The organism is Halodesulfovibrio oceani subsp. galateae, assembly GCF_055397225.1.
In genome coordinates this window covers 548323-568158 of record NZ_AP042453.1, presented here as the reverse complement: position 1 = coordinate 568158, position 19836 = coordinate 548323, and the positions used below count along the sequence as shown (strand labels likewise).

General features: G+C 46.2%; 22 protein-coding genes. 19 read left to right on the top strand and 3 right to left on the bottom strand.

The window, feature by feature from the left end:
- Nucleotide 1: 1 nt before the first annotated feature.
- From ACZ5V1_RS02500 to ACZ5V1_RS02490, 3 genes are read left to right on the top strand one after another with little or no spacing between them, the layout of a single operon-like run.
- Nucleotides 2-676, top strand: a complete 675-nt coding sequence (locus ACZ5V1_RS02500) for a hypothetical protein (protein WP_464390461.1) — start codon at nt 2-4, stop codon at nt 674-676.
- Complete coding sequence (locus ACZ5V1_RS02495; protein ID WP_464390460.1) at nt 666-2522, top strand: terminase gpA endonuclease subunit; 1857 nt, start codon at nt 666-668, stop codon at nt 2520-2522. The genes ACZ5V1_RS02500 and ACZ5V1_RS02495 overlap by 11 nt, the downstream gene beginning before the upstream one ends.
- Nucleotides 2523-2540: 18 nt before the next feature.
- Nucleotides 2541-2768, top strand: a complete 228-nt coding sequence (locus ACZ5V1_RS02490; RefSeq protein ID WP_464390459.1) for a transcriptional regulator — start codon at nt 2541-2543, stop codon at nt 2766-2768.
- Between the two features lie 5 nt (nt 2769-2773).
- Here the strand turns inward: ACZ5V1_RS02490 and ACZ5V1_RS02485 are convergent, their stop codons facing one another.
- Nucleotides 2774-3865: a hypothetical protein gene (locus ACZ5V1_RS02485; protein WP_464390458.1), complete on the bottom strand. Its 1092-nt coding sequence runs from the start codon at nt 3863-3865 to the stop codon at nt 2774-2776.
- A 111-nt stretch (nt 3866-3976) separates the two neighbouring features.
- On the opposite strand from ACZ5V1_RS02485, the gene ACZ5V1_RS02480 reads away from it, so the two are divergent.
- Nucleotides 3977-4138, top strand: a complete 162-nt coding sequence (locus tag ACZ5V1_RS02480) for a hypothetical protein (RefSeq protein WP_464390457.1) — start codon at nt 3977-3979, stop codon at nt 4136-4138.
- A gap of 131 nt (nt 4139-4269) precedes the next feature.
- Here ACZ5V1_RS02480 and ACZ5V1_RS02475 read toward each other — a convergent pair whose 3' ends face one another.
- A complete protein-coding gene (locus tag ACZ5V1_RS02475; RefSeq protein WP_464390456.1) occupies nt 4270-4710 on the bottom strand; it encodes a hypothetical protein in 441 nt (146 codons plus the stop codon).
- Nucleotides 4707-6656: a pesticin C-terminus-like muramidase gene (locus ACZ5V1_RS02470; RefSeq protein ID WP_464390455.1), complete on the bottom strand. Its 1950-nt coding sequence runs from the start codon at nt 6654-6656 to the stop codon at nt 4707-4709. The genes ACZ5V1_RS02475 and ACZ5V1_RS02470 overlap by 4 nt, the downstream gene beginning before the upstream one ends.
- Nucleotides 6657-6921: 265 nt before the next feature.
- Between ACZ5V1_RS02470 and ACZ5V1_RS02465 the strand changes: the two genes are divergently transcribed.
- The 15 genes from ACZ5V1_RS02465 to ACZ5V1_RS02395 all read left to right on the top strand — a co-directional run bounded on the left by ACZ5V1_RS02465 (nt 6922) and on the right by ACZ5V1_RS02395 (nt 19834).
- On the top strand, nt 6922-8442 hold the full coding sequence (locus ACZ5V1_RS02465; RefSeq protein WP_464390454.1) for a hypothetical protein: 1521 nt from the start codon (nt 6922-6924) through the stop codon (nt 8440-8442).
- Nucleotides 8443-8616: 174 nt separating this feature from the next.
- Entirely contained in the window at nt 8617-8838 is a 222-nt protein-coding gene (locus tag ACZ5V1_RS02460; protein WP_464390453.1) for a hypothetical protein, read from the top strand.
- On the top strand, nt 8835-10322 hold the full coding sequence (locus ACZ5V1_RS02455; RefSeq protein ID WP_464390452.1) for a phage portal protein: 1488 nt from the start codon (nt 8835-8837) through the stop codon (nt 10320-10322). Before ACZ5V1_RS02460 ends, ACZ5V1_RS02455 begins: the two co-directional genes overlap by 4 nt.
- Entirely contained in the window at nt 10306-12561 is a 2256-nt protein-coding gene (locus tag ACZ5V1_RS02450; RefSeq protein ID WP_464390451.1) for a phage major capsid protein, read from the top strand. Before ACZ5V1_RS02455 ends, ACZ5V1_RS02450 begins: the two co-directional genes overlap by 17 nt.
- Before the next feature lie 96 nt (nt 12562-12657).
- Nucleotides 12658-13116, top strand: coding sequence for a phage holin family protein (locus ACZ5V1_RS02445; protein ID WP_464390450.1), 459 nt, complete (start codon nt 12658-12660; stop codon nt 13114-13116).
- Complete coding sequence (locus ACZ5V1_RS02440) at nt 13113-13550, top strand: peptidase M15 (protein WP_464390449.1); 438 nt, start codon at nt 13113-13115, stop codon at nt 13548-13550. The genes ACZ5V1_RS02445 and ACZ5V1_RS02440 overlap by 4 nt, the downstream gene beginning before the upstream one ends.
- Nucleotides 13551-13559: 9 nt before the next feature.
- Nucleotides 13560-13970 carry a hypothetical protein gene (locus ACZ5V1_RS02435; RefSeq protein ID WP_464390448.1) on the top strand — a complete coding sequence of 137 codons (411 nt, stop codon included), beginning with the start codon at nt 13560-13562 and terminating at the stop codon, nt 13968-13970.
- On the top strand, nt 13963-14154 hold the full coding sequence (locus ACZ5V1_RS02430; RefSeq protein ID WP_464390447.1) for a hypothetical protein: 192 nt from the start codon (nt 13963-13965) through the stop codon (nt 14152-14154). The genes ACZ5V1_RS02435 and ACZ5V1_RS02430 overlap by 8 nt, the downstream gene beginning before the upstream one ends.
- An 8-nt stretch (nt 14155-14162) precedes the next feature.
- Nucleotides 14163-14525 carry a hypothetical protein gene (locus tag ACZ5V1_RS02425; protein WP_464390446.1) on the top strand — a complete coding sequence of 121 codons (363 nt, stop codon included), beginning with the start codon at nt 14163-14165 and terminating at the stop codon, nt 14523-14525.
- Nucleotides 14525-15277, top strand: coding sequence for a hypothetical protein (locus tag ACZ5V1_RS02420; RefSeq protein ID WP_464390445.1), 753 nt, complete (start codon nt 14525-14527; stop codon nt 15275-15277). Before ACZ5V1_RS02425 ends, ACZ5V1_RS02420 begins: the two co-directional genes overlap by 1 nt.
- Nucleotides 15250-15705, top strand: coding sequence for a hypothetical protein (locus ACZ5V1_RS02415; RefSeq protein ID WP_464390444.1), 456 nt, complete (start codon nt 15250-15252; stop codon nt 15703-15705). The genes ACZ5V1_RS02420 and ACZ5V1_RS02415 overlap by 28 nt, the downstream gene beginning before the upstream one ends.
- Nucleotides 15706-15715: 10 nt before the next feature.
- Entirely contained in the window at nt 15716-16666 is a 951-nt protein-coding gene (locus ACZ5V1_RS02410; RefSeq protein WP_464390443.1) for a phage tail tube protein, read from the top strand.
- A gap of 8 nt (nt 16667-16674) precedes the next feature.
- Entirely contained in the window at nt 16675-16983 is a 309-nt protein-coding gene (locus ACZ5V1_RS02405) for a hypothetical protein (RefSeq protein ID WP_464390442.1), read from the top strand.
- A 95-nt stretch (nt 16984-17078) separates the two neighbouring features.
- On the top strand, nt 17079-17312 hold the full coding sequence (locus tag ACZ5V1_RS02400) for a DUF1799 domain-containing protein (protein WP_464390441.1): 234 nt from the start codon (nt 17079-17081) through the stop codon (nt 17310-17312).
- Nucleotides 17309-19834, top strand: a complete 2526-nt coding sequence (locus tag ACZ5V1_RS02395; protein ID WP_464390440.1) for a phage tail tape measure protein — start codon at nt 17309-17311, stop codon at nt 19832-19834. The genes ACZ5V1_RS02400 and ACZ5V1_RS02395 overlap by 4 nt, the downstream gene beginning before the upstream one ends.
- The last annotated feature ends 2 nt before the right edge of the window (nt 19835-19836 follow it).

The window sequence follows — 19836 nt, the reverse complement described above, 5'->3', positions numbered from 1 at the left end:
CATGGCAGGACGTATTTTTGAAAACCCGCACCAAGTGCATCAGTATCTCACCAACGAGTGTGGCTACCAGTGTTCCGGCGGCAAAGTACGCAAGGCTATAGCTGCCCGTAAAATTCGATCACGCAGGGGCGGTGGTTTTTCTCAAGCAGAAGTTGACCAATACGGCCATAGCAATCTTGAGAAGAAAATTACTGTCACTTCCCCACAGGACAGCATCCCAGTGGGTGGTGATGGGCTTGCACCGGAAGCCAAAACAAAAGCAGAAGCAAAACTTAAACAGGTGCAAGCAGAACGGGCGCAGTTTCTGCTGGATAAAGAGCGCGGCAAGTTTATTCCCACCACAGTAATGGAAGCAGAACTTGGGCAACGCGCTAAAGCATTTAAGCTGGGACTGGAAAAGTTTGCTCCTGATAATGCCGTAAAAATTGCTGAGATATTTGGCGGCTCCGAATCAGCTGCACGGGAATTATGCACTCGTCTCAATGCAGATCCGGAAGAAGGAATCCCGCTGGTGATTGATTTTTCTCATTCCCGCGTTGAGCACTTTACGCGCATGTGGCGCAAACAGGTACTACAGTTCTTGGATTCATACGCCACAGGCACATGGTGGACAGAAGAAATGCAACAAGCCTGGGAAAAGATGCTTGAAGCTGAGGAGAATGAAGATGCAGCCTAGCCCGATAGCTTTTACGCCAAGTGAATGTGAATTCTTTTCCATGCCGGAAGCCATGCGCAGCTTTGATTGGATTCGTAAAAACGTGCGCGTTGTAGCAGGCCCGTACAAAGGTCAGCTTTGGAATCCGGCAATATCTCCCAGCGCGGAAGAAATTCTTGATATTTTGGATGATGAGCAAGTGCGTAAGGTCTTTTTGATTGCGCCTTCGCAGTCTACCAAAACGACGATTATTATTACGTGGCTGCTTGCGGCGCTTATGCGCAGACTCGACAACGTGGGCTATGGTCTTGCGGATGAAAGTTCTGTGCGCCGAATGTTCACCAAAACGCTGCATGAATATTTTCGACTCTGCACTCCGCTGAAGAAGAAGCTTAAAGGGACTGACTCGCTACAGAACACAGAGATCCAGTTAACCGGTGGCGCTGCTCTTCTCGGCATGTGGTCCGGTTCTGATTCCCGTGCCCGCTCTTTTTCTGCACCTATCGTAGTTGTCGATGAAGAAGACAGCTATCAGGACAAGTCCGCAGTGCTGGCAATGGAAGAACGCACAGACGCTTATGCAGGACTTGGGCTATCCAAGATCGCACGGTTGTGTCGTCCCAAAGGGAACGAGGATGAGTCTACGATCTGGCTTGATGCCAACACCGAGGCCGATGCATGGCTTGTGCGCGAAGCTGTATGCCCTGCCTGCCGTACTGCACAGATTATGGAACACCACAACATTGTAGCGCGTGATGGCAGCACTGATCCGCAACGTATTCGCCGTGAAAAGCTTGGGCGTTATCGGTGCGAGAAATGCGGCTATCTGTGGACCGATCAAGCGCGTAACCAAGCGCTCATGAACGGGCAGCTTGTTTCTATCCGTGGCAAACGTAAAGGCGCGGTTGTTATGGCTGTGCATATGCGCGCATGGGAATCTCCGCTCGTGTCGCTCTCCGACATACTTTGCCAGTGGTTTGAGGCGCAAGGACACCCGCGCAAGCTTCAGCGCTTCGACAACAACGTGTGCGCAAAGCCCTACAGGTTTGTGCAGCTCAAACAGAGCGAAACAGAGCTTGAGCGTTGCATCTCTAAGCACCTTCCTGTTGGCATAGTTCCAGACTGGGCAAAGTGCCTGACCTTTGCAGCTGACATGCAGAAAGATCATTTTAAATATTCCGTATGCGCGCATGGCCTACCCCGTGCTGAACATATTGTGGATTATGGTGTTGTAAGAACTTTTGAAGAACTGCAGCAGCTCATTTTTGAAAGCCGGTACAAAACGCTTGAAGGAAATGAACTTGGAATTTGGCGCGCTGCTGTGGACACAGGCGGCGGCAAGAACAAGGACGAACAAACCACCAGAACCATGCAGGCGTATTTATGGCTGCTGTCTTTGCGTCCGGGTGTTGTGTTTGGAACAAAAGGTATGAGCCGCATTCGCGTTGGCGAAGCCGTTTATCACAAGGTGCTGGATAAGTACCCAGACGGACGCGCCATACGGGGCGGCTTGTCTCTGCATTTTATCGATACAGATTTATTCAAACGTGACTGTTTCTGGAGATTGGCTGAAGGCTGGGAAGAAGAGCCGATAACCTTCCACAGCGACACTACACAGGAATACCTAAAGGAAATTGCTTCTGAAGAGCTTGAGCGGCAAAAAAACGGCAAAGAAGTATGGGTGCGCAAGCGCGCAAACCACTGGCTGGATTGCCTGACAACACACCTTGCCCTTGCCCACTGGCAATGGAAGCCAAGTTTAAATGAACTTGCAGGCAGTATGCAGGAAGCGGCTCCGGTGGAAGATGCAGCGATCGAGACGAAAAATAAGCCAAAAAACAAGAAAACCCGTTCACAGATGGCATGACATTATTTGGAGGTGAGTATGAATAGCAAAGCAATCGTAACAATTATCGCTCAAGCAAAATCCGGCGTTGATTACGGAACACATGGGGCAATCTGCCCCTGCTGCAGCAAACGTGCGCGGGTTCATACCACTAAAAAATCGGAGGGCGGTATTCGTATTCGCTACCACAAATGCAAAAACCCCGATTGCCTATTACAGCAGATCGGGGTGGATATTAAGAGTGTGCAGTGTGATGAGGCGGCTTAAAAAGGCTAGTCGCAAAATGGAATCCATAAAGGCTCATTACTTAATTTCAGGTGCTTACTTGCCTTTCTAAACTGTTTTAAAAATTCCTGCCGCTCGGGATATTGATCAACTTCAGCCTGATAGATCAGCCCTGCGACAAGGTGATCTAACCATACATTGAAATCTGCTTTAGCCTCTAATCTCCAAAATGTCTTATGGTTTGTAATTACAGTATTTACTAGTGCATAAGAAGAAGCTGCAAAGGAATTTGAATACGGATAAAGCAATTTAAGCAATTCGAATAAGTTATACAAATATGCATTATTTACTTGAAGATCAAACCCTTCTTCGTGACAAATAACGTCAGAAATTAAAATTCTAAACAAACTTAAATCATCGGGAATTATTAACGATATTTTTGGTTTCCCAACAAATGACAGTATCGCGTTCAGCCAACTGCAGAGCTTAGCTACATCGTCTACTGGATCATAAATATTTAACCCAATGTTTTTGGTTAAGAATTTAACATCACCATCTTTTTTCGAAATAGGCGCACAACCAACCATATCAAATAGTAACTTATGTAATTTCTTCAAAAAATCTCGGGTAGCATCTCGCTTACAATTCAATGAATAATTTTCTGTCTTATCTATTTTATCTAATAAAAGCTGTAAGTCATTGAATTCATCTTCGAGTTTTGTAAAAAAATCTGTTTTAACTGAACGTACAGAAAAAAAGTGTATTGAGTTATTAGGAAATATTTTCTCATAAAAAAGCATCTTGTGCTGAATAACAAAACGTTGCTTCAAATCATCTTCATACAAATATAGCTCTTTTAAAAAAAGTTCCTTATGCTTCTGTACTTTTTCTATGCGTGTTATATCGACAAGATTAGCTTGCTGAATGCAAAGAACAGTTAGAGTCAATAACGTTAGACAAGCAACAACAATAGTCCCAGTTCCTGAAAGTAACGCTGCATACTCATTCCAAGTAAAAAAAACTGAATTAAGAGAAAGATGAATCTGATTATAGTTAACTAACAGATAGATGGAAAAGAATATTCCAGCCACTGAAAATAGAATCATGATTACTAGCAACAACTGTTTTACTACCTTCACTTGAACCTCTTCACATAAGAACTTTATAGGTACGTAGCTTGTTATTTTCAAATGAATTCACTTACATCCCCTCTTTCTCAGTGTAAAGCCTTCCTCTTGACACAAAGCGCTATGCCTCAGTTGCAAGACATGTGCTCTGCTCCCTTTGCAGTGGCGCTGGCCATAGAATGGAAAAAATTAAGTGACGGACTAGAAGACCAGTTCGGCTCTCTTACTATTTTGGATTCGCTTCGTACTGAAGTTATGCAGGGCAACTGCCACGACAGGCAGTAACCTCCCTGATCTGATCGATTGTATGTAAAAAAAACCCCGACTGCCTTTACAGGCAATCGGGGTTTTTTTTATGAAAGTACAGAATGATGAAGCGGCTTAATCTTTTTGCAGGCACTTTGGTTTTATCAATTTTAATCTTCTTCCATGTCTCTTCTGCACTTCTCAGTAAAAGGTACACAAGGTACTATCTCATAGTCTATGTAGGTCTCATTCGTTCTAATATCTTTATTTTTTCCATCAAAGAAAACAGGGTGCTGAGATTTTGTGGAATAGCTCCTGCCTTTAATAATATCTGTCATTTCAACTAAATCTTCATCTAAAATCTCTAGCTTTAGATACCTTGTCTTACTCTCAAAAACTACAGATTTTGGTGTCACTTTGATATCTTTTTTCTCAAAAAAGTCTTTTGGGTAATCAGCACAATACATCTTTAAAGTTTGTGCATATGAACTATACACAGTTCTTAAGTTGAAAGATTGAATAAGTTTTTCTGGAGTAATTGAGGCCCCATATGAAGAGCTAACACTAGCCAGTAACATAATTGCGATAAATATCGCTTTGACTCTGTTCATATTTCTGACTCCCAATAATCAGCTTCATATTTTCGTCTTGAAGAATAATCATCACCAAAGTTTCGTAATGTTGCATGAGCCTTCTTCCAATCTTGCTTCGTCACATGACCCCAAAATATTGGAGCTCTTGTCCCATACTGATAGCTAACTGAAGCAATGACCGTTTGTTTTTTGGAAGAAAGACATTCAAACTTTACTTTACTATCCCGATTATATCTTCGCACTACTTTAGCTGTTTCATCCTTTTTGACTTTCCAATAAAGCTCTGTGCCTTCAGTAGATGAAATAGTTAAAGGCTTCTTAGCCAAAAAATTATAAGCAGTCATTTTTGTTTTCCCTAAGTAAGGGGTAAACTTAGTGATTAATGCCGTAGACAGATTCATTTTTCGTAAATCAACCAAACTATGATGTCCTAAGTCAAAGCCACAACCAATAGTTACTCCGCTTTGGCTCTTTTTAGGATTAGGAACGTTTGCAGTAAGGATAAATCCCTCTCGTGCTTTAATGAAGTCGTAATCGATGTCTACCTTACACACTTTCTCTTTCCCACAATTCGGGCAAAGCTTAAGAGTCCTAATGTTTACAACAGCGCAAGTCGAATCAACTAAGCTCTCTTGAAAGGCTAATATAGTTGGAATTAATATTTTTTCTTTCGATGCATAACAGGCATTTTCCTGCCGTTGAAAAGTCTTGGGCTTCTCTACTGGTTGCTTTTTAGAAGCATCTGGTAAGTTAATCTTTTCACCTATCGAAAGTAACGACGAAGTACGAAACTTAGGATTTAATGTTCTAAGTTCATCGACTGTGGTGCTCTTCTTTTTTGCTATTTTTGAAAGAGAATCTCCACTTACCACTTTGTAAGTTGGTGCAGGGGGACGCTCGATAACTTTTTCGTCTAATGTTGCACGAAGAGCCGCAACATCTATCTCAACACCATATTCATTGAGCCAATTCCCAGTTTCAGCTAGTGCGATTTCAGCAGCAGTAATTTTCTTTTTTAAATATACAAGGTGCTGTCCAGTAACAACGCTACCATTTAACCGACAATAGATAAGAATGTGATGATGAGTTTTAGTAATTACAATTTCATCACTTAAAGTTTTCAAATGAGAACGAGTTACTGCAAAAATACACTCGTCCTTATTCGCTGTTACTTTAAACTCTTGAATAAGCTTCTTCTGATAAAAATGGTAGAAATACCCTTCTGTAGGAAAACCTAGACGTTCGTCGATCTGTACAGCAGGTATCACGGGAATCAAAACTTCATTTGCTCTCGAAGGCTTCTTTTCAAACAAATTCACGTCACAGGCAAACAGGTTACTCCCGCCTCCAATTCCGCTTTGAGGCTTATAATATAATTTTCTCTTTTTATTAAAGGCTGCTTTGGTAGAAAGCCAAACGGTTTCCGTAATAGAAGTATCTTGTGCTAACACCAAGCTCGCCTCTTCACCTCTTAGTTCAGCCAAATTAAAAGTTCCCGGAGCATATGTTGTTCTCTTGTCAGAGGGGCATACTATCTCAAGATGATAACTATAATTTTTTTCTGGCTCAATTCGCGTAGCCGCTGCAACTTCTGAAGCTACGTATTCAGGTTCTTCTGCAGGTGGCAGACTGTCGCTTGAATCACATACTGCAGAACTCGAAAATTCAGGTGAAGATGTAGCAAGCCTGTTTTCAGCATGCGTTATAGCCTCTGATGAAAGTGTCATCGCATGCAAATTATTTAAAATCAGTTCACCATCGACATCACTAAAAAGCGGTGTATCTGGTGATGCTGAAAGAAGAAACAGCTCTCCCCGTTGCAAGTCATGTTGAATAGACCGCAACATTCTTCCTGTAGGTAATATCCGCTGCAATTCAGCTTTTGTAACTGCATCAAGATTTCCTTCTATCAGCGTTGCGTTATCTCTGCTTAGCTTCTCAAATCGTTCTAAGTAATAACTCATAATCTTATCTATATGTGTTTGTTGTTATATTGAAAACTTTGCATAACGCTAAATTATTTAAAAAGTAAAGGTGATTAAGGCTGCTCCTTTCTGAGAATACAATAAACCCCGATTGCCTATTACAGCAGATCGGGGTGAATATAAAAGAACAGCCCACGCACAGATCAAGTGACTTTTTTATGTTTTTTCAATATCAAACAAGGCTGTTAGCGCTTTTTAGTTATTAAAAATCGCAAAGGGATGATGCACTAAGTGGAGATTAGGGATGAGTATAAAAATAGAACTTCAAGATTTTTTAAACCGGGAACTCGCCGATACTCAATATTATCATAGGAACGTTGAATTAATTTCCTATTTTTTTGGTTTTGGCGACGCTGTATGGCCAACCTTAGAAGAAACCGGCGCTGCATTTGGTGTTGGTACGAGAGAACGTACGCGCCAAATAATTAATAAGTATTTTTATAAAAAAGTTACAAAAGCAGATATTCCAAGTGTTCGAACGTTTGCAGCGCTCCTCTGCCAACAAGATAAGTGGCTACAAAGCGAACTCGTAAGTGCCGGTAAAGAAGCCGGCCTGATAGAAGACAACGTAAGCATACGTGGTATACTTAACTTAATGAAAGGGCTTAAAGTGGCTAGCGGCTATGAATTCTATACTCCCACTTTAGATAAAGCGAGCCGGACGACTTTAACACAATTTGAAGAAATTTTTATCATCAACAAAAATAAGATTTCATCACTCAGAAAAAAACTAAAAATTGCTGTAGGAATTCCTGGTGAAATTGGGGTCGCGAAACTAGCCTATATCAAAGATCAACTAGGTGATGATTATTCTTTTATTAAAGAGTTAATTAAAAATTCACCGACATCTTGGGTGAAAGAAAACGCTAATGACTTTTGGTATTTATTTGAAAATAAAGAAAATGTATTAATCAATTATAGTGAAAAAGTCTTTTCCGAAATCACAAAATGTCACTCGTCTCGCCTCGCTACTGCTTTTAGAAATGCCCTTGATGGACGCACTAGGAAAAATCCTTACCCCCCTCAAACTGTTATCGAAGAATATTTATTAACATCCATTTATTTTAAAAATAATAATAGAGAGTTGTCTTTTCTCAATGAAACAACTCAGCTTACAAAAATTGAACACGAAATAGCACAATTCTTTGCTGAAGTAGGCGAAACGGATTTTCCCACAATTCGCAATTTTCTTGAGGAAAAAGGCTATATCCTCCCTACAATATCAAAAAACGTAGGCAACTCCCCGTTAGTATTTGTTGATAAAACTAAAGGACGTTCGCATTATAAATATTCGTTCATTAATAATGATTCGTTACAAAAAATAAAAAAAGATGATCGCTACGAGATCTATTTTGACAAGTTGCGCAAACTACAAACCACCGGAACTGACACCTCAATAGAACAACAAGCAAGAAAAGAACAAGGAATCTTGCAAGACTGGCTTTTTGGAAAAAAAGCCTCTGAATGTTGTGCTATTTGTGGGAAAAAATATAACACTAAAGCGCTTGTCACTGCACACAAGAAAAAACGAAAAGACTGCAATGATGCGGAACGGCTAGACCCACATATAGTTTTCCCTTTATGTGTTTTTGGTTGTGATTATCTTTACGAAAACGACTACATACGAATACACAATGGAGCTGTATTGCAAGGAAAAAACGAATCAAAACTGTTTAGTGAAAAAAAACTGTTGCAGGAAGTTGTAGGAAATTCGCTTTCTGAAAAATGGTTCAGAGGGAACTTGTCGTACTTTGAACGTAACTAGGATTGAGATTCTTACTCTATCGTTATTTGCTAATCATTTTTATGAAGATACAACCTAGGAATTTCCTATTAATAGGAGTTTCCTACTCACTCCTCTCTCCCCCAATATGTAAAGCTAACGGCTAATCACACCATCTCGGTTTGATTAGCCGTTTTTCTATTTACAGGGGGCAGCATGTCAGATTTACAACCGGCACCAATTACCACTGAAGAGCGTCTTGCTTTGTACCTTGCGTGCGAGAAAGCGATTTTGAGCGGGCACCAGTCACAGACTATTGACGGCACCACGTATACACGTGCCGATCTCCGTACTGTTCAGATGAATATCAAAGAACTGCAGTACGAACTTAATGCTGACAATGCTTCCTTTACCCAAACACCGGTGACGTTTGTATGAGTGAAGTCCAGCGTTCCAAATTTTATGACGGGTTAACAGACCTCGTATGCTCCGTGCTTGCCGTGAAAAATCCCCACGCGGCTATGCAGTATCGTGCTGAGCGGAACCAGCAGTATTTGTATGCTGCTGGTTCTCGCCAACGGAAACCGCATGCCATGCGCCCCAACAACAAATCTGCTGATGAGCTGATCACAAAGGACATGAGCAATGCCCGCGCTGAATGCCGGCAGCTGGTTAGGAACAACCCTAACCTTGCCGGTGCGATGCGTGAAATGGGCAACAATGTTGTGTTTAAAGGGATTATCCCACAAGTGCAGCTCACAGAAGAAGCTGAAAACACCAACGTTGAACATGAGTGGAAGCGCTGGAGCAGACAGGTAAAGCTACGCCGCAAGCTGAAACAGACAGTGACGCACCTGTGGCAGGATGGCGGAATTTTCTGGTATTTTGCACCGTCTAAAACCTTGCATGAACGTGGCGTGGTTCCGCTCAATTTAGAACTGCTTGAAGTGGATCATCTCGATCACATGCTTAATGCAGAACTTGAGAACAGTAACGTGATTAAACACGGAATCGAATACAACTCTGAAGGCTTTGTGGTTGCGTTCTGGTTATTTGAAAACCACCCAGGAAGTACTCACGGGATGGTGCGCGGCAGCCTGTACAAATCTAAACGCATTGATGCCAACCAGTGCCTCCTCATTGCAGATCCTGATCGCGCTTCGCAGTCTCTACCTATTCCACGACTTGCCAGCATCGTAGTAATTCTGCGTGACTTTGAGCAGTACCAGAACTTCGAGCGTCTGGCCGCGCGTCTTGCTGCAGCCTTCTCCGTTATTGTGAAAGAAACTTCTGGGCAGCCGCATGCCGGACGCGGCCTTGATGGCAGCGCAAGCTCTGCCACAAGTGCTGATAAGGCAAGAATTCCTGCAACCGAAGCATTCATTAATCCGGGGTCCATTACCCGCCTTCCGGAAGGACTTGATCTGGAGACTATCTCCAACCCGCGCCCTAGCAACACCTACAGCGACTACTCGCGAAACAATCTGCAATCTACGTCCACCGGTGTTGGTCAGTCTTACGAAACATTCACCAACGATTTTACAGCCGCTTCTTTCTCCAGTGTGCGCCAAGCCATTTCAAAAGAACGGCGCGGCTACATGGAGCAGCAACAATCTCTTATTGAAGATGCGCTTGATCCTGCTTTTGAGCTGTGGTGCAAGTTTGCCTATTTGTTCGAATTTATCAGCACTGAATCTGTGCCAGTTGCTTGGCAGACCCCGGGCTGGGAATACATCAATCCGCTGCAGGATGCGAACGCAACCAAGATACTTATGGAACTTGGACTTGAGAACAGCATCGATGCTGCAGCTGCACGAGGTCGCAACTATGAAGACAACGTGAAGAAGCAAGCCCGTGCAAAGCAGCTGACCAAAGATGCCGGACTGGAAGATAAGGAGCAGACCGATGCTGAAACCCCGTAAAGGCGAAGGCAAGCAAGCGTTCTTTAAGCGCGCTGTTTCCCAACTGAAGAATGCAGGGAAAAACGATGCTGACGCCGTGGCAGAAGCTTCCGCAATTTGGAACCAGCACAACCTTGCAGACGGTGGCAACGGCATGATGCGTCTGTTTGCTCCTGTCGAATTCCTTAGTGAAAGCGATGAAGAGCAAGCACAAGAACGGCGCTTCTCCATCCTCGCATACAGCGGCGATGTTGTTCACCTTGAATGGTACTCGTTCATCATCAACGTGAAGGGAATCAAACATAAAGCCACCTTCCCGTGTCTGCGTGAACATGCGCGCGATCGCATCGTGGGTACGCATGACAAGGTTTCCAAAAAGAACAACCAACTCTTCTGCTTTGGCAAGTTTCATAACACCGCAGATGCAGCTGAAGTTCTGGAACTGGCAGACGATGGTTTCCCTTGGCAGGCATCAATGGGCATCTGGGCGCACAAGGTTCGGTTCTTAGAAAAAGACGCAAAAACCAAAGTGAACGGGCGCGAAGTTATTGGCCCGCTTTACATTTGGGAAGAAAGCGAAATGAAAGAAAACAGCATTTGCTCGTTGGGAGCAGATGGTGAAACGGCGGCAATAGCTATGAGCTGCCCCACAAATAATACGGAGTTTTTTATGGAATACTCAAAAGAATTGAAGCTGGCCTTAGGTCTTGCCGCCGACGCCTCCGATGCAGAGGTGGAAGCTGCTCTTGCTAAACTTAATCTGAGTCTTGGAGAGAATGCAGCAGAGTCTGCAATTTGGGCAGCGCTTGCTGCAGGTGGGCATCTTGCAGGCTCCGATGAAGGTGAAACTGAAGAAACACCACAACCAACTGTACCAGCTCCTGCAGCCAACCTTTCCGGCGGCGCTCCGGCTCCGGAGGCAGCCAATGTGGAAACCATTGTTGCCCAGCAGCTTGATCAAAGACTTACTGCAGAGCGCACCCGCGCAGCTGATATTCACCAGATTGCCGCAAAGCTAAGTCTTGGTGAAGACTTTGTTCAGGAACACATCAACAAGGGAACATCTAAAGAAGATGCTCTATCTCTTGGAGTAGACCTTGCCTCCCAGCGAACTCCTTCCTTTGGTGTGGGCGGGTTAACTGAAGGCACAAGTGAATCAGACAAAATCCGTAAACTTGCAGCTGAAGGGCTTTGCTACCGCCTTGGTTTGACCACTAAAGAAAAGCTTTCTGACGGTGCCAGTGAATTCACCGGCATGTCTCTTTTACGCTTGGCAGCCATGCAGCTTTCCCGCTCAAACATGCCTGTTCTGCAAATGAGTCCTGACCAGATTGCACGTGAGATTCTGAAACCTGCAGCACGGCTCCATGCCTCTACCGCAGATTTTATTCATGTGTTCCGTGATGTGGCAAACGTGGCGTTGCTTAAAGCATACGCAGAATCCCCTATTACCTTTGAAGGGCTGGTCAGCATTGTAAGTGCGTCAGACTTTAAAGAACTGCACGGGGTAGCACTTTCTGAAGCTCCAGATATGGAACTCATTGCTGAAAACGCCGACTACCCAGTGAAGACTCTCTCCGATAGCGGAGAAAGTTACCACATTGGCAAATACGGTGAAATCCTCCGCCTCTCCTACGAGATGATCGTAAACGACAACTTGCGCGCCTTCACTCGCATTCCACTTCTTTTCGGTGCAGCTGCACGTCGCAAGCAAGGTGATCTTGTTTACGGCCTTATTACAAGCAACCCAGTCATGGCCGATGGTAAAAAGCTGTTTAGCGCTGATCATGGCAACCTTTGCCCAACAGCAGAAGCTGGGAAAATTAGTACCGCTTCACTTTCTGCAGCACGCAAAGCCATGCGTAAGCAGAAAGGATTAAAAGGCGCGACTCTGGATATTCGCCCGCGCAGCTTACTTGTACCGACCACACTGGAAACTGACGCAGAAGTCATGCTGCGTTCCATGTCCGCTCCAGAAGGTAACAACGCCGGTGTAACCAACGTGTTCCAGAACAGCCTTGTGCCGGTTTCTGATCCACGCCTTGACGATCACAGCGAAGGTGCTTGGTACACCGTGGCTGACCCGAATCAGGTGGACACCATCGAAATCGCGTACCTCGACGGCAACCGCCAGCCTGAAATTTTTGAAGACGAAGATTTCAACTCTGACGGCATCAAATACAAAATCCGCCAGTGCATGGGCGTTGGTCTCATGGATCACCGAGGCATGTACATGAACCCGGGGCCTGCTCCGGAATAATAGCAACAAAGTTCCACGAATAGATCCCCTCCTCCACGACCGCCCTGTCTGGCTGTGTTCTCCTCCACACGCCGGACAGGGCAATAAGGAAACAAGATGCAGGAACTAGTACAGACGTATCTACAACAATTTACTAGCAACGCAGATTTAAAAGGCACCTCTGCCCTTTTCGGTGCTGCGCTTGGTGCTGTGTTTGGTGGTTCTGTCCCGCTCATGTCTGCCCTTGTAGCATTGTGGGTGTTGGATTTTGTTCTTGGATTTAAACGTGCATGGCGGCTTGGCAGTCTTTCCAGACACAAATTTAGAGCAGGACTTTTTAAAATTGTGCTCTACATGATCACGATTCTTGTAATGGGACTTACCGAGTTTTCCCTGGGCAATCTTCTGCCCATACGAGATTTGATGATCTCATATCTCTGCGTCACAGAAGCTCTTTCCTGTATCGAGCATTTATCTTTTTTTGGGGTGCCAATTCCGCAAGCGTTACGCGACCGCTTAAAAAACTACCGTGATTGTTTGCACGAATGCCAACTGCCGCAGGGAGGTTCTAAATGAGAAACCTTACAGGCTACAGAACAGATCATTTTGCGTTGTATGAACTGCTTCCCAAATACCAATTTTCCGTACTTTCAACAGCAACCGGCTGGGGATTGTTTGACCCTCGCATGTTGTGGACGCTTGACCGCCTGCAGGAGCGTTTCGGCACCGCCACAATGAATGATTGGTACTGGAACGGGCGTAACCAATTTCGTGGATGGCGTCCCTTTGATTGCCCCGTGGGTGCTGATCTTTCTTCCCACAAGTTTGGCCGAGCTGGGGACATAATCTTTAAGAAATATCCGGCAGAAGAAGTCCGCGTTCACATCTTAGAGAATCCGGACGATGACGCGTACCAGTACATTACCTGTATTGAAATGAATGTGAGCTGGTTCCATTTTGATACTCGCAATCACAACACAGTAAACGGTCTTTTGAAGATCTACCCATAGGAGAACACCATGAAACGACTCGTTGCATTTGCATTGGTAGTTGTTTTTTGCCTGCCGTTGGCGGGCTGTGATGAGCTGGCGAAGAATACAGCAACGGTTTTGAAAGCATGTGACATTGCTTACAACGGTGTGATGGACGGTTCCGCCGTTGCCTTTAAACAAGGCTTTATCACCAAAGATACAGTTGCCCGTGTAGCGCATATTGCCGCCATTTATCACAGCAGCTGGAAAGCTGCCTGTACCGCCTTGGAAGAATACAAAGTGGCAGAAGAATCCGGCGATGCTGTGGATAAGGAGGTGAAGCGGATTGCCCTAAATGCTGCGGTTTCCTTAGCACGTACCAGACTGGATGAACTCAAAACCTACTGGCACGAAGCCAAAGGCGCATACACCGAACTGAAGGAAAAAAACGATGAGTAGAAACGACAAGATTCTCAATATTATCGAGCTTACTCTCGAAGTTGGTCCCGACATTGTTCAGGGGATTATCGACTTATGCCGCTCTGGGAGCGTCACCCCTGAATCAATCCGAAACATGAAAGAAGCTTCCAAAGATCCATACGAAATTTTAGCAGAACACGGCATTACGTTTGAGAAAAAATAGGCAGCGCCATGAACGACTCCTTCTTTGAAATTCAACAGCGCGACCTTGCCGTCCTGATTGAGGAGCACGGGGAAGCTGTGACGCTTACACAGAACAAGGCAGATACGCCCATCAACATGATGATCGTTTCTGTGCCCGATGCTCCCAATTGGGTGCGTGAATACCGCCAGCGGGACGAAACAAACTGGTTTGTGGCGCGTGTGGTTGGAAGTGACTTGCCAACTGGCCTGAGTGCAAAAGTGACGGTTACAGACAGCATTGGCGTAAAATTCACCATGCAGGATTTTAAGCCCATTGGCAGACCGCACAACGGCAAATTTGTTGGATACATGTTGGCGCTGGTAACAAATACACGCCTTGGCGGGCTGTAATGGCAAAGTTGCATGGCAGCATGGCCTTGTGCCGAGTTGAAGATGAGGCACAGGGCCAAATGGAATGGCTGGCAAAGCACTTTCCCAATGAGTTTGGCAGAGCGCTGCGCCATGTGGGTTGGCGGTACAAGCAAGCAATCAGCGGTGCAATCTATGCAGGCGGCAGTCCTGCGAACTCTAACCCCAAGGTTTCTCTCATGCGTCAGTATCGACGCATGCACATGCTGAAATCTGCGGGACAAGGCAACCAGAGCGCACAAAGCAAGCTTGGGTTGAAGCGCAAAAGTAAGAAGCAAAAGCGATTGGAAAGAAACGGCGCGACTCCCACAAGGGACATGACCCGTTGGAAACGATGGGGACGGTTAGGACGCGAGCATTCTTTTCAGGGCAGCTTGGCCAACACCGTGCGCTACAAATATTATCCGGACAGTCAGGTTGTACGCATCGGCTTTTTAACTCCTTCAGCTGCAAAAGCTGCAGAGGCAGTTCAGGCAGGTAAACGCGGCGCAGATGGCAGCATGAACTTTACCCGTAGGCAGCCGGTGACAGATAAAATGCGTCGGGCTTTTTGGGCAGCCGGTGTGCCCATTAGCAAAAACACAACCGTGCTTGAGCAACCGGAACGTCCGATTATTCAGCCAGTGTTTGATCTTATGAATCCGAAATTGCCACAGATAGTTGAAAAGCGAATTTACAGCATCATTCAGAAATCAAAGGGAAGCGTATGGCCTCTGCTACCAGTTGGAAGATAATAGAAAGTTTTGCAACTGCACTGCGTAACCACGCCGCATTGAACGCTTGGGCGCAGGCTGAGTATGAGCAGCCCTTGCGTATTTTGCAGGGCATCAACATGGCAGCGCTTCCGCGAGAAGAGGACTGCCCATTGATCGCCCTTGTTCCGGAGAGTGGAAAGTTTGGACGCATTGCAGAACATGCAACAACTATCCGCGTGATCCTGACGGTGAACGATGAGCGCTTTGTGGATGATGAACTGGCTGGCCTAAAGCAGCTTGCCACAAATTTTGGTTCTCTAGTTTTGCAAGCTCTGCAGGACGGGGAAGACGGTTTTTATATTGGTGAAGTGACAGACCTGTACGAGCTTGCCGACTTTCCGCTGCTGTACAGAGAGTTGCGCGTAACGGTTACCGGTTCCACCTGCGTTGGTAACAAGAAACTGTAAGGAGAATTTTATGACACAGGCAAAAGGAAGCAGCGCCAAGGTTGTTGCCGGATTTGAGGGCACGTACAAGGCAGGCGCTGGAGCAACGGGAACTGTTATGCCGCGCGTAAGCTTTTCCGGCGGTGCATCGCGCACATTGAACACATCAAGCGTGGTTACAGGCAGCAGAAGTCCTTCTGCACCAAGTGCCGGCAATACGGATTACTCAGGCAACATTGTTGTGCCGGTGGATGCGCAAACGTTTTTGATCTGGCTGATCGCTTTGTTCGGTCTGCCTACATCAACTGCTGATGGCGATAATTTCAAACACGTTTTTACTCCCAACGAAACGCAACCTTCTTTGTGGATTGAGAAGCAGTTTCCAGAACTCAGTAGCTACATGCTCGGTTACGGCATTAAAGCCTCCAGCCTTGCACTTTCTGTAACTTCTGAAGGTGAAGTTACGGCAGATATCGGCCTTATTGGCGCTGGTGAAAGCAGCAATTCAGCTGCTGCTGTGGCAAACCCAGCACAGCTTGCATCTCAGCAGTATCAAAACTTCCAAGCGACCATCAAAATGGACAACGTGGCGCTTTCTGACCGCATTACAGAGTTTTCCCTCAGCTTGGATTGCGGCCTTGATGCTGACTCCTATTGTGTCGGCGGTGGCGGCGAACGTGGCAACATTGCAGAAGGTGTGCTTGGAATCTCCGGCAACATTACTGCGCTGTTTACAGACAAAACCTTGCTGCAAAAAGGTGCGGACAACGCAACCGTAAGCTTTGCGGTCGAGTATGTTTTAGGTGCAACTAAGCTGCTTATTGAACTGACTGAAGCCAAGATTAACCGTGCTTCTCCTGCCATTGAAGGCCCCAAGGGGATTAAGGAGAGTTACTCCTTCCAAGGTTTCGCCAGCACCCCTTCGCTTGATGCTATCCGCGTGACTGTAACTAACGATGTTGAAACGTACAGCCTTACATAGGAGTTGATATGAGTGAAGTAAAACAGCTTGCAGTAATCGTTGGTGACGTTGAGGTGGACGTGAAGTCTATGACCCGTGCGCAGATGCAGGAGCTGAATGCACTGCGTAAAGCAGCACAGAAAGACAAGGACGATGAGAACGCAGCGCAGGCCGTGCAGGATCATATGGAGTGGATTTTAAAAGATCTGTACCCGCAGATTGCAGACGGCTTTGACGAACTGCCCAACAGGGAATTGATGGTGCTTGCCACGGTTACAGAGCAGTTCTCCGCTGCCGTGCCGGTGGAAGTAATAGAGACGCTTTTAAAAAATGCATAGCGGTCTGGGACTTTTTTACGAACCCGGACCGCACAGAATATTGCAGAGAATGCCGCAAGATCCACAGCGGCAAGGAGTGTCCTGCTTGTAACTACATGCAGGATGCTCCAAGGCTTTTGCCCCAGTGCTTTGATGCGTGGACGCTATGGCTTGAAATTCAGACACAATGGCGTGTGAGTTTTGGCGTTCGCACTGGGCTTGATATGGCAGCGGTTAGGGCCGTTGCAGAAGTGCTGGATATTGAACTTACACCGCCAACGTACCGCATACTTCGTGGGCTTGAATTGCATGTATTGCAAAACGTAAAAACGGATGAGGATGCCGCATGAGCACTGTAAGTACTCGCATTGTAATCTCCGCTAAAGATACCGCCACTGGTGTGTTCCGCAGAACGGGCATGCAGGTGGAAAATTTAAAGCGTAAAGTGTTCAGCCTTAACTCTGCTGTTGCAGGGTTGGGGCTTGGGCTTGGTGGTATGGAGATGTACCAGCAGGCGCGAGACTTTGAAACAGCGCTTACGGATATGAGCAAGGTTACTACCCGTGATCTTGGCTTAATCCGTACAGAGATTATGAGCCTGCCTCCGGAGCTTGGCAACGCAACCGAGCTTATGCGTGGGTACTATCAGGTAATTTCCTCCGGTGTGACTGACCCTGCCAAGGCTATGGAAATGCTGGTTACTTCCGCCAAATCTGCCAAGGCTGCCCACACTGCGCAGGATGATGTTGTAAAAGCCCTGACCAAAACAATGGCGGGCTTTGGCGGCGAAGTTAAAAGCGCAGCTGAGGCCAGTGATCTTTTGTTCTCCATTGAGAAGGTAGGTCAAACCAGTTTTGCAGAGCTGGTTCCGGTTGTTGGTGATCTCTCCACGCTTTCCCATGCCTTGGGATTAAACACGGCAGAACTTGGCGGCGCACTTGCCCACGTAACGCAGACAGCTGGCAGCACTTCGCAGGCTGCCACGCAGTACAAAGCAGTTCTTATGGGCTTGTACAAGCCGACTGAGAGCATGCAAAAGCTGCTGAGTAAAATGGGGTATGAATCCGGTAAAGCTCTTGTTGCAGACAAAGGTTTTGTGGGTGCGCTGCGTGCCGTTAAAGAAGAATCTGAAAAGTCCGGCATTGCCCTGGGCAAAGTGTTTGAAAGTTCCGAGGCGCTTATTGCCTTGAATGCGTTGTTCTCCAATTCCTTTGAGACGCTTACCAAAAATATTGCAGCTGTTGAGCAAGGTGTTGGCGGCAGTAACGCAGCTTGGAATCGTTGGCTCACCACCTCTCAGGCAATGGAAGAAGCACTTAAGAATCAACTTGGGAATACACTTACTGATTTAGGAACTGAGCTGCTGCCGCTTGTTAAAAGCGGAATGACTGATCTTACAACGTGGGTTGGCCAGAACAAAACAGAGATTGTTGGCTGGGGTGAAGATCTTCGTGTGGTGCTGACCTCCGTTGCCAGTGAGACGGGGAATATTTTGAGCATCTTTCATTCCCTTCCGGACTGGATGAAAGAAAGCACCGGCATGGGATTGATTGGCGGTATGTTGTTTGGGCCGAAAGGCGCAGCAGTTGCAATGTTACTTACAACAACCGTGGACGCTGCGGAGAAGTTTTCCAAAGGGCATAGCGCATACAAAGACGGTACAATCTCGTTTGGAGAATGGGCTGGTTCCGATGACAAGGAACTGGCTGAGCTGCTGGCAGAACGTAACAGCACACAGGGCAAAATAGCGCAGCTTGAAATTGAGCGGGACAAGTACGTTAACTTCAGCCAGAGCCGATACTACGCGAATGATCAGGAATTGTTGCAAGGCAAGATTACAGAAATTACCCGTAAGATCGATGCGCTGAAGTTGGATCAGGAAGCGCAGCGCTTAGAGCTTGCCTCGCGTCAATTTGCGAACAGTGCTCCACCAGTTAAGCCCACACCAAAAACAGCAGCTGGCGGCAAGACTTCTCCTAAAGGCACAAAAGCTGACCCGCTTACTGTAAATATTTCAGGTGCTGAAACGCTTTGGTCAAAGCTCGGGATAGATAAAAACTCCTCCTACGCTTACGACCTGAACAACATGGACTCTTATTATTCAGATCGTGATGAAGCTATGGACAGAGCTTTTGAGCAGGCAGCAAAACGTCAAGCCAGAGCCATGGCCAAAGCACACAAGAGCGCTGCAAAGGACGCTGAAAAGGCTTGGCAAGAAAGCACCGGTTCCATGCAACAGGCCAGTGAAAGTGTAGCAGGCACCGTTGGTGATGCTATGGCGGAAATGGCAAGCGGCGCAGAGGTTAATTTTGAGAATATGGCCAACGCGATCATTCGCTCCCTAATGCGCATTTACGTTACTCAGCCGTTAATTGATGGCTTGGGTGGCATCTTTGATACGTTCACAAAGTCATTCATTGGCGGCAACAATGTAGGCGGCGCGCTTGGTTCTTCTACCGGAACAGGTGGCGGCTACAACATGGGCAACGGCGTTGTTACCGGCCTTCATACTGGCGGACTTGTCGGTCAGTCTTCAACATTTACTCGCAGCGTTCCCCATTCCCTTTTCTCCGGAGCCGATCGCTACCATTCCGGCGGCACTATCCTGCGCCCGGGGGAAGTTCCGATTATTGCAGAAGTTGGCGAACGAGTTCTTACCCGCGAACAAAACGCGGGCTATGAGCGCATGCGCAAGATTCCCTCTGCAGTGCCACAAATCACCATCAATATTACCAACGAAGATGGCACAAAATCAGAAGTAACCAACGAAGAGTCATTCTTTGATGGTGAACGCTGGGTGTGTGACATGTGGATGCGTGGCTACAAAAACAACACCAACGGCATGCGCGATAATTTGGGAGGCAAAAGATAGCT

Bases quoted from the DNA above. Each gene is read 5' to 3' on its own strand.
- ACZ5V1_RS02465 (WP_464390454.1), top strand. From the start codon at position 6,922: ATGAGTATAAAAATAGAACTTCAAGATTTTTTAAACCGGGAACTCGCC.
- ACZ5V1_RS02500 (WP_464390461.1), top strand. From the start codon at position 2: ATGGCAGGACGTATTTTTGAAAACCCGCACCAAGTGCATCAGTATCTC.
- ACZ5V1_RS02475 (WP_464390456.1), bottom strand. From the start codon at position 4,710: ATGAACAGAGTCAAAGCGATATTTATCGCAATTATGTTACTGGCTAGT.
- ACZ5V1_RS02420 (WP_464390445.1), top strand. From the start codon at position 14,525: ATGGCAAAGTTGCATGGCAGCATGGCCTTGTGCCGAGTTGAAGATGAG.
- ACZ5V1_RS02490 (WP_464390459.1), top strand. From the start codon at position 2,541: ATGAATAGCAAAGCAATCGTAACAATTATCGCTCAAGCAAAATCCGGC.
- ACZ5V1_RS02440 (WP_464390449.1), top strand. From the start codon at position 13,113: ATGAGAAACCTTACAGGCTACAGAACAGATCATTTTGCGTTGTATGAA.
- ACZ5V1_RS02395 (WP_464390440.1), top strand. From the start codon at position 17,309: ATGAGCACTGTAAGTACTCGCATTGTAATCTCCGCTAAAGATACCGCC.
- ACZ5V1_RS02450 (WP_464390451.1), top strand. From the start codon at position 10,306: ATGCTGAAACCCCGTAAAGGCGAAGGCAAGCAAGCGTTCTTTAAGCGC.
- ACZ5V1_RS02460 (WP_464390453.1), top strand. From the start codon at position 8,617: ATGTCAGATTTACAACCGGCACCAATTACCACTGAAGAGCGTCTTGCT.
- ACZ5V1_RS02415 (WP_464390444.1), top strand. From the start codon at position 15,250: ATGGCCTCTGCTACCAGTTGGAAGATAATAGAAAGTTTTGCAACTGCA.
- ACZ5V1_RS02400 (WP_464390441.1), top strand. From the start codon at position 17,079: ATGCAGGATGCTCCAAGGCTTTTGCCCCAGTGCTTTGATGCGTGGACG.
- ACZ5V1_RS02480 (WP_464390457.1), top strand. From the start codon at position 3,977: ATGCCTCAGTTGCAAGACATGTGCTCTGCTCCCTTTGCAGTGGCGCTG.
- ACZ5V1_RS02495 (WP_464390460.1), top strand. From the start codon at position 666: ATGCAGCCTAGCCCGATAGCTTTTACGCCAAGTGAATGTGAATTCTTT.
- ACZ5V1_RS02435 (WP_464390448.1), top strand. From the start codon at position 13,560: ATGAAACGACTCGTTGCATTTGCATTGGTAGTTGTTTTTTGCCTGCCG.
- ACZ5V1_RS02410 (WP_464390443.1), top strand. From the start codon at position 15,716: ATGACACAGGCAAAAGGAAGCAGCGCCAAGGTTGTTGCCGGATTTGAG.
- ACZ5V1_RS02455 (WP_464390452.1), top strand. From the start codon at position 8,835: ATGAGTGAAGTCCAGCGTTCCAAATTTTATGACGGGTTAACAGACCTC.
- ACZ5V1_RS02405 (WP_464390442.1), top strand. From the start codon at position 16,675: ATGAGTGAAGTAAAACAGCTTGCAGTAATCGTTGGTGACGTTGAGGTG.
- ACZ5V1_RS02445 (WP_464390450.1), top strand. From the start codon at position 12,658: ATGCAGGAACTAGTACAGACGTATCTACAACAATTTACTAGCAACGCA.
- ACZ5V1_RS02425 (WP_464390446.1), top strand. From the start codon at position 14,163: ATGAACGACTCCTTCTTTGAAATTCAACAGCGCGACCTTGCCGTCCTG.
- ACZ5V1_RS02470 (WP_464390455.1), bottom strand. From the start codon at position 6,656: ATGAGTTATTACTTAGAACGATTTGAGAAGCTAAGCAGAGATAACGCA.
- ACZ5V1_RS02430 (WP_464390447.1), top strand. From the start codon at position 13,963: ATGAGTAGAAACGACAAGATTCTCAATATTATCGAGCTTACTCTCGAA.